We start from the raw sequence: 17,255 nt of genomic DNA, 5'->3' as shown, positions 1-17,255 counted from the left end.
CCAATGCCGGGAGTGTCGGCCTCCAAGCCTCTAGCTGTTTGACCTGGAGGTCAACATCCTCAGAGCCGCCCAGTCTCGCGACACAAGGCGTAGCGGCGAGATCGGCTAGGCCGCAGCCTCGCTCCCGGCGGCGAACTCGAAATCCATGACGAGCCCAGGCGGCTGAATATAGGGTCCCTGAATCAGATCCACACCCTCGCTGAAGAGCCGCGCAATGGCTGCGGGTCCATCGACACCTGTTGCAATGACCCTGGCGCCACAGGCCTTGATCGACTGGATCAGCCAAGCAATGGAGTCCGCGTCCGGCCCATGGATGACGCGGCGGCTGATGCGTACATAGGCCGAGGGCACCGAGTGCAGCACGCGCATGCTGCGCTCGCTGAAATCCAGGCCATTGAGACAGACGCGGATGCCAAGTCGGCCTAGCTGGCGTGAGCGCTTGATGGCCAGCTCCAACTGGCGGTCAGCCTCGCTGATCTCGAATTGCAGGACGGGACGCTGGCGGATGAGGTCACGCGCGTTGATCTGATCGCGCACCCAGTAGATCCAGTCTTCCTTCGCCACGCCAAGGAGTGATTGATGGATGAACAGCAGCACGGACTCCTTGGCATCCATCTTCTTCTTGAGCACATCCAGCCCGGCCGAAAGCAGCCAGCGGTCGAATCGCGGCGCGAGACCCGATCGGGCAAGCGTCGACACAAACTCCGCCGGCGGCAGGACCTCGCCGTCGCCGATGATGAGTCTGGGCGTCATCTCATAGCGCTCACCTACGATGCCTGTGAGCGCCACCATCGGCTCGTATAGCAGCTCCATTCGCTCGTAGCGAACCGCATCCAAGACGCTGAGTCGGCGCTCCTCATGCGCCACGGCGGACTTGGCGTTCTCGTAGCGCCCAACCTCGGCAGCCCCGCCGCGCAGGGACCAGCGCGCCGCCTTTGCCGCGCGCGACACCAGTGTTACGGCGTCTTTGCAGGCGCCTGTCAAGGGATACCAACCACCCCCGACCTCAGCCCCAATGGTCTTCTCCTCAAGCAGCTTGCCAACACCGAAGAGGAGGCTTTGCGCGAACTCCGCCACCCGCTGATTGGAATCGCGGCATACGAGAATGGCGATGGAGCGGTCACTGACGCGCGCCGCAAGATCGTCGGGCTTCAACCGGGCAGAGACCTCGGCGGCAGCCATCTGAAGGCTCTCGTCCACACCCATGATGTCCAGATAGACGATGGCGCGGTGGCCGATACGGCCGTGATCGACCCGATGCCGACCCACGCCGGCCTGAGCCGAATAGGCTTGACCGAGCAGCCAGTCCAGCCGCTTGAGCAGTCGCTCGCGGGTCGCAAGCCGGGTGAGCGGATCGATGCCCACTGCCCCGCGCCAGCGACGCCGGCGCTCCGTTGCGCGCTGCAGCTGGTCGCGAACGACGTTCACCAAGCGGTCTGGCGCGACCGGCTTGGAGAGGAACTCATCCCCGCCGATCCTGAGTGCCGCCATTTGCACATCCGGATCCAGCTCCGCCGAAAGGAAAATGATGGGGACGTCGGCAAAGCTGTCGCGGCCGCGGATGATGCCCGTCAGCTCGATGCCCGAGGCGCCAGGCATGTGCAGGTCCATGACCACGAGATCCGGCCGGAAGTCATCCAGGACGTCCATGACATCCATGGCGTTGGTCACCCGCTGGGTCACCATGCCCACGCCCTGCAGCACCCGCGAGGCAAAGAGCGCGGCGACCGGCTGATCATCGACGACCAGCACCCGAGTCGGCCCCTGGTGGCGGACGCCTAGAATCTCGGCCAGCCGCTCGGCGAGCAGCTCGACCGGATCGCCAAGCAAAAAGACAGACTCCGCGCCCGCGCGCATGGCCGCCAATCGATAACGAATATCCTCCTGATCCACCAAGATCACCAGCGCGGCCGAACCCCCACCTTGCCCCGTCGGCAGCTGGCCCGCAAAGGACAGGATCTCGTCCGGTTCTGCGAGCAAGCGCGTGTCGAGCAGCAGCAGTGCTGGACGCTGCGCTCCGGCGGTGGAGATGCCCTCGGAGAGACCTTGACGCTGGACCAAGGAGAGATCGAGCGCGTCCAGCGCCTGCGCTAGATCCGCGGCCAGCGCGGGGTCCGCGGAGATGAGCAAAATTTCGCCGGTGGAAGGGTGATCAGGCATCTTTACGAGTCGATTTCCTAAGAGTCTCTAGCCGCAAGGCTCGCGATGTGGCGCGCCACATCGTACACAGCCGCCGTCCATGATGCATTGACTACTTGTCACCGACCCTAGGCTCAGAGAGGTGCCCAGGCGCCCATTCCCCCCGGCACGGAGTCTCACCCCGCCACGACAGATCGAGACAAGCATTGACATGACATGACCGATTATCAGCCTAGGAAGCGCAACGGGGGAAGCCTTGAAGGAGAAGGTTCAGCACCGAGCAGGCTGTCGCGCCGAGCAGGCAACGGCCCGGAGCGCCGACTCCAACGTCAGCATCACGTCGAGGTCAAAGGGAGACGGTCAAGGGCGAGGCCGGTCACAGCGGACGCTGTGAGCCGCGCGCGCGACCGCCGCGAGGTCGGCCCATGCAGCCGCGCACGGGGCCTCGCCTAAGACAGCGGATGGGTTTCAGAGGCTGTCTGGAAATCATGGTAGAGGCGCCCAGGATCCTTGAGGGCGCAAAATGCTCGCAGATGAGTCAAATTTCGATGAAGCGTCCGACCATGCAAGGCCGTCGGGATCGGGATCGAACCGACGATAGCGATTCCGATCCCGATAGCGATCCCGATGGCATGACTCGTCGGTCTGAGGCGAAGCCTCCCTAGGAGTTTCCAGACAGCTTCTCAGAGTCCGTAGGGACTTTGATACCACTCCCGCAGCACCTTCAGATCGCGGGCCGGCAAATAGTCATAGGCCCCCATGAGTTCGGCGTGGACCGCCTCGGCCAGCTGATGGGACACCTTGCGGTTGGTCAGCATGTGGAAGTACCAGGCGAAGGGATACCCCATCTCCCGATCGAAGCCGTGGATCTGATTCGCGAGCTTGACGCCGCGCGCCACCTCGGCATCGGGCAGCTCCGGCACCGCGGTCGGCGTTATCGGGACGGGTTTGGCACTGAGATGACCGTCGCCGTCGCGATCCTGATACTCGCGAATGGACAGCAGCCAATGATGGCAGAAGCCTTCCGACTCGGCGGCCGAGCTGCGATCCCAGTCGTCGAAGAAGCGCGGCAGCTTCGGGCCGGCATCAGGCGATGCGATCAGGTCGGACACCCGCACCAGCCGTCGGAACAGCAAGCGCGGAGCACCGATGGGCTCGTGCTCCAGACGGGGAAAATCGATCGGATCCACAAAGTCGGCAATGCTGTCGGGAAACCAATCCGGGTCCGAGATGGTGCGGTCCAAGACCTCCTGCAGCTGCTCGACCTCGATCTGGATGTAGTCCGCGGCCTGCGATCCGGTCTGAGCGACCAGGTAGTGCGTGCGGCCGTTCAGGCGCGTCGCGAAGTATTGAACGTCGGAGAGCTTGATCAGCAGCTCGTCGATGTCGCCGCCGGACTCGGCCTCGGCCCATTCGGTGATGTTGTGGGCAATACGATTTCCGTCCAGGTCCACCACACCACCCAGCCGATGCCAGCCAGCGCGCGTCATGGCATGACGGACCTCGACATCAGGCAGCTCGGCCTGGATCGCGGCGATGACGGGCTCGATGCCCTCGGCCACCTCAAGCGATTGGCAGGCCTGCGCCACGCGCAGTTCCAGACCCGCGACCAAGGCGGGCTGCTGGGTACTCGCTGTCTTCACCATAGGAGTCGACTCGGGATTCGTGTGATGTGCGGGTTGCTTGTGTTTAGGGCTGGGGTGGCGGTTCGGCGTGCGCGAGGCGATCCTCGACGATGGCTCGGACATCCGGGTCGGTATCCTCGCCCAACGGCCCCAGCGTCTCAAGCGGCAGGCGCTCGGCGAGGCGCGCGCGCACGCGCCAGTCGGGGTCGGCGATCAAGCCGCCAACTTCCTCGGAGCGAATGCGCTCGGCGACCTTGAGCCGGACCTCTGGCTCAGCGTCATCGCGCATCAGTCCAAGACTCTCGATCGGCAGCCGTTCGGCCACCGTCACCCGCACCTGGCGGTCTGGATCTCGGATCATGCGGAACAGCCGACCCGGTGCGAGACGGCGCGCGACATACTGCCGGACCAGGTAGTCAGGGTCCGTGGCCAGGCACTCGACCCGATCCGGCGGCAGCCGGTCGGCAACCGTGACACGCACCTCGCGATCGGGATCGCTGATGAGGGCATCTAGGGCCTCGATCGGCAGCCGGTAGGCCAGCACGCGCCGCACGACCTCGTCGGGGTCCTGGATCAAGGGGATGAGCTTCTTTTGCGACAGATAGCGCGCGGCGATGGCACGGCGCTCCCAAAAGCTGTCGCCCGCGTAGTCATCGGCCAATGCCGGGTTGACGCGAAAGAAGCGCTCGATCTGCCGGCCGCTCATGGCCCGGACGCAAACGTCTCCTGGGGTACAGCGCCCCTCGGCGAGCAGGTCGCGGCGGTGCCGGCAGCCGCTGCAGTTACCGACCGAGGCGCGCCTTGTCTGAGCGTCTTCTGTGGTCTTCATAGCAGCCTGCACCTGATCGCTCAGCCGTCTTGGTCGACCTGGGCGAGCAGCAGGCCGGTCGCCGACTCGAGGTCACGCGTGAGCTTCATGCAGTGCTCACGCCCATCGACGAGGTAGATGTTGAAGCCTGCGTCCTCGAGGAAGGGCTCGTCCGTACCCATCTCATCCTCGAGGCAGCGCGTGAAGTGGAGATCGGCGAGGTTCTCGCGCAGGGCCGCCAAGGTCTGATCATTCAAGCCGGCGCGGCGAATGATCTCAGCGACTTGCTTGACACGGGTCTCCTCGATCACGCCTCGCTCTCCTCGCGCTCGAAGCGCACCCGCTCCTCTGGGCTCTTGCCCATGACCTTGGCAAGCCAGGGCGGGATCTTGTCGGCCAGGACCTGCTGCAGCGCGACGATGCGGTCGCGCGCGCTCCCGCCCTTGGGATCCTTGATCGGATGGATATCCTTCTTCACGACCTTGGCGGCGGGCGGACCGCCAATGGAGGCCACGTAGAGGACCTGGCAATCGGCGATGAGGTCGGCACGGTAAGCGTTCTTGTCGTCGTCGGCCTGGGAGTCGTCGATCTCCCGAACGTCGATCAGCCGATGCTCGGTCGCGCAGACCTGATAGACGAGGAAGCGGCGCGCGGAGCCGAAATGGCCGTCGAGGTCTTCGCCGTTGTTGGAGGCACAGGCGACGCGGATGGAGTCGACCATGTCGCCCTCGGCATAGGGCTCGACGGAGGGTGGCGGCTCGAGCCCCTCGATGCCCTCACCCTTGAGGATGGCGAGCGCGGCCTTGAGGTCCTCTTGATCGAGGCTGGACAGCTCACCCTCGGCGGCCTGCTTGAGATCCTTGACCTTGAGGCGGCCGAGACTCTCGGCGGTCGGCGGCAGACCCACGGCGTCCGCGAGCACGCGGAGCAAGCGCGCTGCATCTGTATCCGGGAGCGTGCGAGCCGCCAGCCCGATCCGCAGGGCGATGTCTTCTGAGAGAGCGCCGTTGGCCATAGTGAGTTTCCTCAGGTCTCCGTTGTTCGCTTAGGCTGGAGAAGCGTGACACCGCAGCGCGATGTCACGCGACCGACTGTCTTTAGAACGTCCTGTCTTTAGACTGGCACGATGCAGTCATCTTCCATGCAGGCTTCCAAGCACTGCGGGGTTCCAGGCTCGCCGTCACCCTCGCACTCGCTGCAGGTCTCGGCGTCAATCTTATAGACACCCTTGAAGGGGGTGATCGACTGGGTCGGGCAAACCGGCTCACAGTCACCGCATGCGGTGCAGATATCACGTACGATTTTCAGGGCCATTTGGGTACTCCAGAGCAAATTCGAGATTCAGGGCCGCAGGCCGCTTGGACCTGGCCCGACGATCAATCTCCAGCGCGCTTGAAGCGCAAGGTTGTCGGGAACTGCGGCGGCGGACTGATGGGGTCGATGAACCAGCGCGAGCCGTCGGTCAGCTCGACCTCGCCCCCCCAGGCCTCGTCGGTATCGGTCTCGACGGTAGCGATGGTCTCCTCCATGTCCTTCTTGGCGACGTAGAAGAGCAGACCGCCGTCGTCCTTCCTGCGAATCATTACGTTGGGCATTTGGATCTCGCCGTATTCTTAGGCTTAGCGCCGGGCCAGCCCCAGCCGCCGAGCTTAGCAGCTGAGGGCTGGCTGCTGGCAGCTACCTGACCAGGTCGTAGTTGTAGTCCGTCACGCCCATCTCGCGAGTCTCGTCGTCCAGGCGCTCCAGGACGGCATTGACCAGCGTGGTCAGCATGTACATGGCACCCTCATAGCCCAGGGTGGTCATGCGATGCAGGTGATGACGATCGAAGATCGGGAAGCCGATACGGATCAGCGGGACCTCGAACTCGGTACCCTTGTGCAGGGTGTCGCGCTGAATGAACTTGCCGTAGCTGTTGCCGATCAGGAAGTCAGGCTTGTCGGTGAAGCACAGCGAGCGCAGGTGCCAGAGGTCCTTGCCGATGTGAACCTCGCCGCCAGCCCCGTAAGGCGACTCGGACAGGACCTGCTCGACCGCCTTCTTCCAACGCTTGTTGGCGTGGTTGCAGAGGATGTGGGTCGGCTCGGCGCCCAGCTCGAGCAGGAACTTGACCGTGCCCAGGACGAAGTCGGCGTCACCGTAGACCGCGAACTTCTTGCCGTGCAGCCAGGTGTGGCTGTCGGTCATCATGTCGACCAGACGGCCGCGCTCCTTCGCCAACGACTCAGGAATCTCCTTACCGGAGAGTTCCGAGACCTTCATCAGGAACTCGTCGGTCCATTCCAAGCCCATGGGGATGTTGAGCGCGGGAACCTCGTGCTTCCAGGTGATCTGAGAAAACTTCTTCGCCTTCGGCAGCTGCCAAGGCTGGAGCAGGATGGTATCGATGGCGTTCGGGGCATCCTTCATCTCGGCGAGCGGGGTACCGCCAGCGTACATGCGGAACTCACCGTCGGCGGGGGTGTCGAGCACCTCGGTCGGGTCGCACAGCAGGCTGTAGCCGACGCCCATCTCTTTCATCATGCGATGCATGACACGGTAGTTGCCGAGGTAGGTCTCGAAGCCAGGCACGATGTTGATCTTGGCGTTGGAGCCAACGACCTTGTCATCCATGTAGTTCAGCGTGAAGTAGCGCTGCATGCCCTCGAACATGTTGTCCCAGCCGGTCGTGTGGCTGCCGACAAAGCTCGGCGTATGGGCGAAGGGCGTCGGGAATTCCTGCGGGATGTGACCTTCCTTCTTGGCATTGCCGATGAAGGCGTTGAGGTCGTCACCGATGACTTCGGCCATACAGGTGGTGCTGACCGCGATGCACTCGGGCTTGTAGAGCGCCTTGGCGTTCTCAAGACCATCGAACATGTTCTTCTGGCCGCCGAAGACCGCCGCGTCTTCGGTCATGGAGTCGGAAACGCAGGCGACCGGCTCCTTGAAATGACGGTTGAAGTAGGTACGGAAGTAGGCGACACAGCCCTGAGATCCGTGCACGTAGGGCAGGGTCTTCTCGAAGCCAAGCGCGCAGAGCACGGCGCCGAGCGGCTGACAGGCCTTGGCCGGGTTGACGGTCAGGGCTTCACGCTTGAAGTTCAGCTCCTGGTATTCCTTGGTCGTGGTCCACTGGAAGGTCTCCTCGATCTTGTCGAGCGGAGGCACTTCCTCCACGCCTTCGCGCTTGGCCTTGAGGTTTTCCTTGTAGTCCTCGTCACGGAACAAGGGGTAGCAAGGCTTGATGTTGTCGGCTGTCTGGCTCATGAGTGTGCTCCTACCGCGCCGCTAATCTGCGGACAGACGGTATGAAAGGAAAAATTCAGTCGTGTCCCTGTCGGCAGGGAGGGCGTGGGAGCTGCGCATCGCCGCGATGCAAGGTCGCGGCGAGGCGCCGCTCCCACGGTCGGGCTTCGCCCGCCAGCCACTAGCCGGCCGCGGCGACCGCCTCTGCCTCACCCTCGGCAGGCTTCTGCCAGGGTGCCTGCATGCTCTTCCAGCAGGGATTGTTGATGGTCATGTCCATGTCACGGGCGAAGATGGCGAAGCCGTCATAGCCGTGGTAAGGACCGGAGTAATCCCAGGAGTGCATCTGACGGAAAGGCACACCCATCTTCTGGAAGATGTACTTCTCCTTGATGCCGGAGCCGATCAGGTCGGGCTTGACCTTCTTGACGAACTCCTCGAACTCATAGCCGGTGACGTCGTCGTAGAGCAGGGTCGCGTTGCCCATTTCCTTGATGGTGCGGTCGTAGTCGTCGTTGTGCGCGAACTCGTAGCCCGTGCCGACCACTTCCATGCCGAGGTCTTCGTAGGCGCCGATGACGTGACGCGGACGCAGACCGCCGACGTAGAGCATCACCTTCTTGCCTTCCAGACGTGGACGGTACTTAGCGACGATGGCCTCGTACTCAGCGGTGTACTTCTCGATGACCTTCTCGGCGTTGGCCTGGATGGTCTCGTCGAAGAAGGCAGCAATCTTACGCAGCGACTCGGCGATCTTGGTCGGGCCGAAGAAGTTGTACTCCATCCACGGCACCCCGTACTTCTCTTCCATGAAGCGGCTGATGTAGTTCATGGAGCGATAGCAGTGGATGAGGTTCAGCTTGACCTTGGGGGTCAGCTCCATCTCCGACAGGGTGCCGTCACCAGACCACTGAGCAACCACACGCAGCCCCATCTCCTCGAGCAGGATGCGCGAGGCCCAGGCGTCACCACCGATGTTGTAGTCGCCGATGACCGCAACGTCATACTTCCCGGTCTCGAAGGAGTTGTCGCCATCACGGTTGCCAATGACCCAGTCGCGAATCGCATCGTTAGCGATGTGATGACCCAGCGACTGAGACACACCACGGAAGCCCTCGCAGCGCACCGGCACGATCGGCTTCTCGAGTTCCTTGCTCATCTTCTTGGAGACGGCCTCGATGTCGTCACCAATCAGACCGATCGGGCACTCGGACTGGACGCTGATACCCTTGACCAAGGGGAAGAGCTCATTGATCTCAGCGATCAGCTTGGCGAGCTTCTTGTCGCCGCCGAAGACGATGTCCTTCTCCTGGAAATCCGAGGTGAAGTTCATGGTGCCGAAGGTATTCACACCCGTGTGACCGACGTAGTAGTTACGACGACCGGCGCGGGAGTATTGACCACAGCCGACCGGGCCGTGAGAGATGTGGACCATATCCTTGATCGGACCCCAGACCACACCCTTGGAACCAGCGTAGGCGCAACCACGGACGGTCATGACGCCCGGCAGGGATTTACGGTTGGAGGTGATGCACTTCTTGGACTGCTCGATCGACTGATCGTTGACGGCCAAATGCTTGGCGCGGTCCTTCTTGGCCTTATCCGGGTAGACCTCGAGGACTTCCTGGATGAGGTCCTGGGTCTCTTCGCGAGTCATACTTGCCATGATGGCTTTCCTCAAATTCGGCGCCGCGACTAATCCGCCGACGGTCGCGCGGTGGGAAACCTGAAGCGATGGACGACGGCACCGAGGCGCCGTGCCCGCTGAACGGACAGCTCGAGACTTAGGCCTCGGCAGTCGCGGCCTTACCGATGATGCTCTCGTCTTCTTCGTCCATCAGACCGAAGTCCATCAGCAGGTCTTCGAGCGCATCCATCGAGATCGGAGTCGGGATCACGAACATCTTGTTGTCGATGATCTTCTGCGCCAGCGTGCGATACTCGTCGGCCTGCTTGGCCTTGGGGTCGTACTCGATGACCGTCATACGACGGATCTCGGCGCGCTGCACCACGTTGTCACGCGGCACGAAGTGGATCATCTGCGTGCCCAGCTGACGGGCCAGCTCCATGATCAGCTCGTCTTCGCGAGCGGTGTTGCGGCTGTTGCAGATGAGGCCAGCGAGACGCACGCCGCCGGAGCTGGCGTACTTCACGATGCCCTTGGAGATGTTGTTGGCCGCGTACATGGCCATCATCTCGCCGGAGCAGACGATGTAGATCTCCTGCGCCTTGTTCTCGCGGATCGGCATGGCGAATCCGCCGCAGACCACGTCGCCCAGCACGTCATAGAAGACGAAGTCCAGGTCGTCCTCGTAGGCACCTTCCTCTTCCAGGAAGTTGATGGCGGTGATAACGCCACGGCCGGCACAGCCAACACCCGGCTCAGGGCCGCCGGACTCGACGCACTTGATGTTGCCGTAGCCCACCTTGAGCACATCTTCCAGCTCGAGGTCTTCGACCGACCCAGCCTCGGCCGCCATCTCCATGATGGTGTTCTGCGCCTTGGAGTGCAGAATCAGGCGGGTAGAGTCAGCCTTGGGGTCGCAGCCGACGATCATGACCTTCTTACCCAGCTCGGCCAGACCGGCAACGAGGTTCTGGGTGGTGGTGGACTTGCCGATACCGCCTTTGCCGTAGATGGCGCATTGACGCATTGCCATGGTAGGGTCTCCTGTTAGCTCGCTGTTGCAAGCGTTGAACGAATGCTTCACTCGCCAAGCATTGAGCAATCAGCATGCCAAGCGGGACATGGCGCACTAAGCGTCTGTTTTCAAAAGACGTTGACCACAGAGAACGCCCTGATCTCCTTGGTAGCATCCCCGACAAAGCCTGAGGGGCTGTATGGATAACAACAGACAAATCGAACAAGACAGCCAGCCCCCGCCCTCGCTCCCCGCCAGCGCTCGACTCCCGATCAACCGCTGCAACCTGCCGGCCGTCATCCTAGGAAGCCTGACCTTTCAAGCGCACCCAGTCCCGCTCGAGATCGACGGCATCCGCGACTTTCACGACGACCTCTTCGCCACGCTCGACGCCACCCCCGAGCAGACCGATCGCGCCCAAGGTTTCATGGATTACATGACGGTTCACTTCCTCTTGGAGGAACTCGAGGAGGCTGGACTGACACCTGGGCGCAAGCGCAAGTCGCGGGTGAACGCAAATTATCTAAGGATGGTGCGGGGCTGGTCGTTCGATTCCGACGGCCGCGAGGGCGCGGTGCTCAAGCGTTGGGTCGAGAGCCGCTTCGGGCTCCTCGCCAGACACCACGCCGGCTCGCTGGTCGACCGCCACAGTGATGCCTACCATCAGTATCTACTGCAAGGCACACGCGGGCTGTACGCAACCAACGCGCTGGAGGCGCAGCTCGACCTGCTCTATACCTACTGCCAGTGCGAACTCGCCCGTGAGCATTCCGACAGCACCCACATCACCCTCTACCGGGGCATCAACCGGATGGACGAGCACGAGGTCCTGGAGACACGCGTGTGCGGGCGGCACCGTGTTCTGCTGAACAATCTGAATAGCTTCACCAGCAACCGCGAGCGCGCCGACGAGTTCGGCGACTACATCCTCGTCGCCGAGATCCCACTGCCGAAGGTCTTCTTTTACAACCGACTCTTGCCAGGGATGCTGAAGGGAGAGGATGAATATGTCGTGATCGGCGGCGCCTACGAGGTCTGCATCAGCACGATTTGAGCAGAAAGGCGTGGCCCGACGAGTCAGGCAGCGTGGTCCGATGCGCCGAATCCGGGCACAATGTTGAGCCGCATCACCACCACCGACGACCACGCGTGCCCAGCATCCGCCTCATCACACTGGACCTAGACGACACCCTCTGGCCCTGCATGCCCGTCATCCAGGCCGCCGAAGAAGCGCTCTATGCCTGGCTCGAGAGCCGGGCACCTCGCTTGACCCAAGCCGAGGACATCGCCAGCATGCGCCAACACCGCCATGAGATCATGGAGCGCCGCCCCGAGATCGCCCACGACCTGGGGATGGTGCGACGCCTCTCCCTGGTCGAGCTGCTGGACCGCCACGGCCATGACGCGGGGATCGTCGACGCAGCGCTCGCCCTCTTCCTGGAGAACCGCTGCCGGGTCGAGCCCTACGCGGATGTCCTTCCCTCGCTCCAGTCGCTATCGCGGCGCTATGCGCTGGTCTCCGTCACCAATGGCAATTCGAATGTCGAGGTCACCCCACTGAAAGGTCTCTTCCAGCACAGCATCTCCGCGGCCGAGGCGGGCGCGGCCAAGCCGCATCCAGCCATGTTCGAGCGTGCGCTCGCGCTCACTGACTGCCGGCCCGACCAATGCCTCCACGTCGGCGATGACCCCTGGCTCGACGTCGAGGCGGCGCGTCAGGCGGGACTGAGCGCCGCCTGGATCAATCGGATGGGCAAGACCTGGCCGAAGGAGCTAGCCGAGCCCGCCGTCACCATCACCTCTATGGACGAGCTGATCGCCTGGCTGGAGGAATCCGACAATGGACTTTGAGTTGCAGGGGCGCGACGGCCTGGCGCGGCGTGGTCGCCTGACCTTCACACGCGGCAGGGTGGAAACCCCCGCCTTCATGCCGGTCGGCACCTATGGCACGGTCAAGGCCATGACGCCGGAGGAACTGCTGGAGGTCGGCGCCGAGATCGTCCTGGGCAACACCTTCCATCTCATGCTGCGCCCAGGGACCGAGATCATCCGGCGGCTCGGCGACCTGCACGACTTCATGCACTGGGACAAGCCCATCCTCACCGACTCCGGCGGCTTCCAGGTCTTCAGCCTGGGCGATCTGCGCAAGATCACGGAGGAAGGGGTGCACTTTCAGTCCCCCGTGAACGGCAGCCCGGTCTTCCTCAGCCCCGAGGTCTCGATGCAGGTGCAACGCGAGCTGGGGGCGGACATCGTCATGATCTTCGATGAATGCACGCCCTACCCCGCCGACGAGGCGCAGGCGCGCGCCTCCATGGAGCTGTCGCTGCGCTGGGCGGCGCGCTCGCGCGAAGCACATAGCGACAATCCGTCGGCATTGTTCGGAATCGTACAAGGCGGCATGCACGAGGGGCCGCGCGCGGAGTCCCTAGAAGGGCTGATGCGGATCGGCTTCGACGGCTATGCCGTCGGCGGCCTCTCCGTCGGCGAGCCCGAGGCGGATCGGCTGCGGGTCCTGGACTTCCTGTCCGACAAGCTGCCCAGCGACCGACCGCGCTATCTCATGGGCGTCGGCACGCCAGAGGACATCGTCGCCGCCGTGCAGCGCGGCATCGACATGTTCGACTGCGTCATGCCCACCCGCAACGCGCGCAACGGCTATCTCTTCACCCACCAGGGCATCGTAAAAGTTCGCAACGCGGCCAACCGCAGCGACGAGGGCCCCATCGACCCACTCTGCGACTGCTACACTTGCCGCAACTACAGCCGCGCCTACCTACACCATCTCGACAAGTGCAAGGAGATACTCGGCGCGCGCCTCGCGACCATCCACAACCTGCACTACTATCAAGGCCTGATGCGTGGATTGAGAGAGGCGATCAGTGGCGAACGACTGGATGCATTCGTCGCGAGCTTCAAGGCCCTCAGATCCAGCCACTAGCCGCCAAGATGGCCGCATGACAAGCAAGAGCGCACCCAAGCAGCGCATGAACAGCTTGTAATCCTTCCGCGCCCGAAATCGGCTCTCAAGTTTGACGCCGGTGTGCGATAATTCGCGGCCATATTTTCACGGCGGCATCGCCCGGCGGTGCCGCGCCGATTCCAAGCCACAGGACGCGCCGCACAGGGCGGTCCGCAACGACCCTAGGAACCACTATGAGCTTCTTCATCTCCGACGCACTGGCGCAAGGCGAGCCAGCCGCCGCCGCTGGCGATCCCTTCATGGCGCTCCTGCCCTTGGTGCTGTTCGCCGTTATCTTCTACTTCTTGCTCATCCGGCCGCAGGCCAAGCGCCAGAAGGAGCACCGCAAGATGGTCGAGGCCCTGGCCAAGGGCGACGAGATCATCAGCATGGGCGGCATGGCCGGTCGTATCGCGGACATCGGCGAGAACTTCGTCCTGGTCGAGATCTCGGACAGCGTCCAGGTCAAGATTCGTCGCGCAGCGGTCGAGTCGGTGCTGCCCAAGGGCACCTTGAAAGAACTCTGAGGCCAAAGCGGAACGCTCAGAAGGCGCATCTCGGTAGGAAACGCTGATAGAGGCCGCACGGGCACCGTCCGTGCGGCGGCCCGACCTCCGTCGGCAGCACTGGCCTGACAGGTCGTTGCGACAGTGCCGCGCACCGAGCCGAATCGACTCAGCAACCCTTGAACCGTCGCGGGTGCTGGCCATGAGGCCCGACGCCGTGCCCCATCCCTGCCCCTCCCATTTCTGTCCCCTCCGACAGGCGACGTAGCGACTGGAACAACAATGAACCGATACCCGCTGTGGAAGAATCTTATGATTCTGGGCGTGCTCTTGGCTGGGCTCCTGCTTGCCTGGCCAAACCTCTACTCCCAGGACCCGTCGATCGAAATCACCGCCGCGCGCGGGGCCGAGATCACCGACTCCAGCAAAGGTGAGATCCAGGCCGCGCTCGAGAATGCCGATGTCCCCTTCAAGGGCATCGAGCCACGCGAGGGAAACAAGCTCTTGGTGCGCTTCGCGACACCCGGCAATCAGCTCAAGGGCCAAGAGGCCATCGAGCAGACGCTCGCCGAGCGCTATCGCACCGCCTTGACCCAGGTCGCCGACCTCCCGGGCTGGATGCGCGCCATGGGTCTCAACCAGATGTCGCTCGGTCTCGACCTGCGCGGCGGCATCCACGTTGTCATCGACGTCGACATGGAAGCCGCGCTAGATCAAGCCCTAGAGCGCTATATCGGCGACATCCGCACCCAGCTGCGCGAGCAAAAGGTCCGTTATCTGACGGTGACCCGCGACGGCGGCAGCATCGAGATCAAGTTCAAGGACGCCGAGACCCGCGACGCGGGCGAAAAGGCCATCAGGCGCGAGTTTCGTAACCTCGACATCAAGAGCACCGAGGAAGGCGCGGATTTCGTGCTCTCGGCCAGCCTGCCCGAGGTCGAGCAACAGGAGATCAAGAATTTCGCGCTGGAACAGAACATTACGACCTTGCGCAATCGCGTCAATGCGCTCGGCGTCGCAGAGCCCAGCATTGCCCGTCAGGGCGAGCGACGCATCGTCGTCGAGCTGCCGGGCGCCCAAGACCCTGGCCGACTCAAGGAGATCTTGGGTGCCACCGCGACCCTGGAATATCGCCTCGTCGACACGGAGAACAGCGTCGCGGACGCCGTCTCAGGGCGCGTCCCCGTCGGGAGCAAGCTCTACTATGAGCGCAATGGCACGCCCATCCTGCTCAAGCGCCGCGTCATCGTCACTGGCGACCAGATCACGGACGCCTCCGCCGGCTTCGACAGTCAGAGCGGCACACCCGCGGTCTTCGTCAACCTCGACGGTCAGGGCGCACGACGGATGCGTAACGTGACCACCGAGAACGTGGGCAAGCCGATGGCGGTCGTCTTCATCGAGAACCGCACGACCACCAAGATGGTGGATGGCGAGCCGGTCAAAACGACACGCAAGGTCGAAGAGGTCGTCAGCGTCGCCACCATTCGCGAGCCCTTCGGGCGCCGCTTCCAAACAACGGGACTCGACAGCAGTGACGAGGCGCACAACACCGCCTTGCTGCTGCGCTCTGGCGCCTTGGCGGCCCCCATCCAGATCGTCGAGGAGCGCACCATCGGCCCCAGCCTGGGCCAAGACAACATCGACCAAGGCTTCATGTCGGTCATCATCGGCCTAGCGCTGGTCATCGTCTTCATGGCGCTCTACTACCGCATGTTCGGCCTGGTGGCGGACCTGGTGCTGGTGGTCAATCTCGTCATGATCATCGCTGTGCTCTCCATGCTACAGGCCACACTGACGCTGCCCGGCATCGCCGGTATCGTGCTCACCGTCGGCATGGCCGTCGACGCCAACGTGCTCATCTTCGAGCGTATCCGCGAAGAGGTCCGCAACGGCAACTCGCCGCAGGCCAGCATCCATGCCGGCTACGACAAGGCACTCTCGACCATCGTCGATGCCAACGTCACCACATTGATCGCTGCCGTCGTCCTCTTCAGCTTCGGCACGGGGCCGGTCAAGGGCTTCGCCGTCACCCTCTTCATCGGCATCGTGACCTCGATGTTCACCGCCATCCTCGGCTCGCGCGCCCTGATCAACCTGATCTACGGCGGCCGTCGACTCAACAAGCTGGCTCTCTAAGGGACGATCGGCATGAGTAAGAAACGCACGATCAATGACTTCGATATCGACTTCATGGGCAAGAGCAAGCTCGCCGCGATGCTATCCGCGTCCGCGCTAGTCGTCTGCCTGCTGTCGATCCTCTTCCGCGGCTTCGACCTGGGACTGGATTTCACCGGGGGCACCGTTATCGAGCTCGGCTATCAAACGCCGGCCGAGCTGAGCGAGATTCGCTCGGCCCTGGAGCAAGAAGGACTGGAAGCTGCGACCATCCAGTATTTCGGGTCGCGCACCGATATCCTGATCCGCCTTGCGCCACAGGAGGGTGAAGAGGACAGCGCCCAGCTCAGCGACCGCGTCTTCCGCACCCTCAACCAGGCGGCTGAGGGCAAGGTCGAGCTGCGGCGCGTGGAATTCGTGGGCCCGCAGGTCGGCGAGGAACTCCGCGAAAAGGGCGGACTGGCCGTGCTCTTCTCGCTCATCGGAATCCTCATCTATGTCGCGCTGCGCTTCGAGTGGCGCTTCGCTGTCGGCGCCGTCATCGCGCTCATCCATGACGTCATCTTCACCGTCGGGATGTTCTCGATCTTCCAGATCCCCTTCGATCTGACGGTGCTGGCCGCGGTGCTCGCGGTCATCGGCTACTCCCTGAATGACACCATCGTCATCTTCGACCGCATCCGCGAGAACTTCCGCCGGATGCGCAAAGGCACGGTCATCGGGATCACCAACACCTCCATCAACCAGACGCTGTCACGCACCATCGTGACCTCGGGCACCACGCTCTTGGTGCTATTCGCGCTCTACTTCCTGGGCGGCGAGGCGATCAGCGGCTTCTCCCTGGCGCTCATCATCGGCATCTTCGTGGGCACCTACTCCACCATCTACGTCGCAACCGCCGTCGTCATCTGGCTAGGGCTCAGCCGCAGCGACCTTACGCCGGTCAAGAAGGAAGGCGCGGAACTAGACGCCATGCCCTGAACCTGGAGGCGGCAAGGCGCCCAGCCCGACGACGAGCGCCAAGCGAAAAGGGGCCATCCGCGACATGCGGATGGCCCCTTTTCTTTGGTCTCAAGGCGATTTGCGGTGCGACACGGAAGGCGCGGCCCGAGACAAGTCAGCGGGTATGAGCTTTGACAGCAATCGCCTAAGAAGCTGTCTGGAAACTCCTAGGGAGGCTTCGCCTCAGACCGACGAGTCATGCCATCGGGATCGGGATCGGGATCG

16 protein-coding genes are annotated in these 17,255 nt (G+C 63.1%); 6 read left to right on the top strand and 10 right to left on the bottom strand.

Annotated features, from left to right (window positions below; all coding sequences use genetic code 11):
- Positions 1–105 precede the first annotated feature (105 nt).
- The 10 genes from G3480_RS06785 to nifH form a co-directional block, all read right to left on the bottom strand.
- Positions 106–2,160, bottom strand: coding sequence for an EAL domain-containing protein (locus G3480_RS06785; protein WP_164653006.1), 2,055 nt, complete (start codon positions 2,158–2,160; stop codon positions 106–108).
- A 662-nt stretch (positions 2,161–2,822) separates the two neighbouring features.
- Positions 2,823–3,785 (bottom strand): hypothetical protein, encoded by a 963-nt coding sequence (locus G3480_RS06780; protein ID WP_164653004.1) that lies wholly within the window; start codon positions 3,783–3,785, stop codon positions 2,823–2,825.
- Between the two features lie 43 nt (positions 3,786–3,828).
- Complete coding sequence (locus G3480_RS06775; RefSeq protein WP_164653002.1) at positions 3,829–4,593, bottom strand: 4Fe4S-binding leucine-rich repeat protein; 765 nt, start codon at positions 4,591–4,593, stop codon at positions 3,829–3,831.
- Between the two features lie 20 nt (positions 4,594–4,613).
- A complete protein-coding gene (locus tag G3480_RS06770) occupies positions 4,614–4,883 on the bottom strand; it encodes a DUF6129 family protein (protein WP_164653000.1) in 270 nt (89 codons plus the stop codon).
- Positions 4,880–5,587 (bottom strand): dinitrogenase iron-molybdenum cofactor biosynthesis protein, encoded by a 708-nt coding sequence (locus G3480_RS06765; protein ID WP_164652999.1) that lies wholly within the window; start codon positions 5,585–5,587, stop codon positions 4,880–4,882. Before G3480_RS06765 ends, G3480_RS06770 begins: the two co-directional genes overlap by 4 nt.
- A gap of 98 nt (positions 5,588–5,685) precedes the next feature.
- Positions 5,686–5,886, bottom strand: a complete 201-nt coding sequence (locus tag G3480_RS06760; RefSeq protein ID WP_164652997.1) for a 4Fe-4S binding protein — start codon at positions 5,884–5,886, stop codon at positions 5,686–5,688.
- A gap of 62 nt (positions 5,887–5,948) precedes the next feature.
- Positions 5,949–6,167, bottom strand: coding sequence for a putative nitrogen fixation protein NifT (gene nifT / locus G3480_RS06755; protein ID WP_164652995.1), 219 nt, complete (start codon positions 6,165–6,167; stop codon positions 5,949–5,951).
- An 82-nt stretch (positions 6,168–6,249) separates the two neighbouring features.
- The gene (gene nifK / locus G3480_RS06750; protein WP_164652993.1) at positions 6,250–7,821 is read right to left on the bottom strand and encodes a nitrogenase molybdenum-iron protein subunit beta; all 1,572 of its coding nucleotides are present in this window, start codon (positions 7,819–7,821) and stop codon (positions 6,250–6,252) included.
- 160 nt (positions 7,822–7,981) lie between these two features.
- Positions 7,982–9,466: a nitrogenase molybdenum-iron protein alpha chain gene (gene nifD, locus G3480_RS06745; RefSeq protein WP_164652992.1), complete on the bottom strand. Its 1,485-nt coding sequence runs from the start codon at positions 9,464–9,466 to the stop codon at positions 7,982–7,984.
- A gap of 118 nt (positions 9,467–9,584) precedes the next feature.
- Positions 9,585–10,460: a nitrogenase iron protein gene (gene nifH, locus G3480_RS06740; protein WP_164652990.1), complete on the bottom strand. Its 876-nt coding sequence runs from the start codon at positions 10,458–10,460 to the stop codon at positions 9,585–9,587.
- A gap of 181 nt (positions 10,461–10,641) precedes the next feature.
- Here nifH and G3480_RS06735 point away from each other — a divergent pair, with 181 nt between their 5' ends.
- From G3480_RS06735 to secF, 6 genes are all read left to right on the top strand, one after another.
- A complete protein-coding gene (locus G3480_RS06735; protein ID WP_164652988.1) occupies positions 10,642–11,496 on the top strand; it encodes an NAD(+)--dinitrogen-reductase ADP-D-ribosyltransferase in 855 nt (284 codons plus the stop codon).
- 95 nt (positions 11,497–11,591) lie between these two features.
- Positions 11,592–12,293: an HAD-IA family hydrolase gene (locus tag G3480_RS06730; protein WP_164652987.1), complete on the top strand. Its 702-nt coding sequence runs from the start codon at positions 11,592–11,594 to the stop codon at positions 12,291–12,293.
- Complete coding sequence (gene tgt, locus G3480_RS06725; protein WP_164652985.1) at positions 12,283–13,383, top strand: tRNA guanosine(34) transglycosylase Tgt; 1,101 nt, start codon at positions 12,283–12,285, stop codon at positions 13,381–13,383. Before G3480_RS06730 ends, tgt begins: the two co-directional genes overlap by 11 nt.
- A gap of 215 nt (positions 13,384–13,598) precedes the next feature.
- Complete coding sequence (gene yajC, locus G3480_RS06720; protein ID WP_164652983.1) at positions 13,599–13,931, top strand: preprotein translocase subunit YajC; 333 nt, start codon at positions 13,599–13,601, stop codon at positions 13,929–13,931.
- A 261-nt stretch (positions 13,932–14,192) separates the two neighbouring features.
- Positions 14,193–16,049, top strand: coding sequence for a protein translocase subunit SecD (gene secD / locus G3480_RS06715; protein ID WP_164652981.1), 1,857 nt, complete (start codon positions 14,193–14,195; stop codon positions 16,047–16,049).
- 12 nt (positions 16,050–16,061) lie between these two features.
- Positions 16,062–17,009, top strand: a complete 948-nt coding sequence (gene secF, locus G3480_RS06710) for a protein translocase subunit SecF (RefSeq protein ID WP_164652979.1) — start codon at positions 16,062–16,064, stop codon at positions 17,007–17,009.
- Positions 17,010–17,255 lie beyond the last annotated feature (246 nt).

Origin of the sequence: Thiorhodococcus mannitoliphagus, from assembly GCF_010915725.1 — a bacterium.
Taxonomy (GTDB): Bacteria; Pseudomonadota; Gammaproteobacteria; order Chromatiales; family Chromatiaceae; genus Thiorhodococcus; species Thiorhodococcus mannitoliphagus.
The sequence above is the reverse complement of the archived record's forward strand: the minus strand, read 5'-3'. Positions and strand labels throughout refer to the sequence as shown.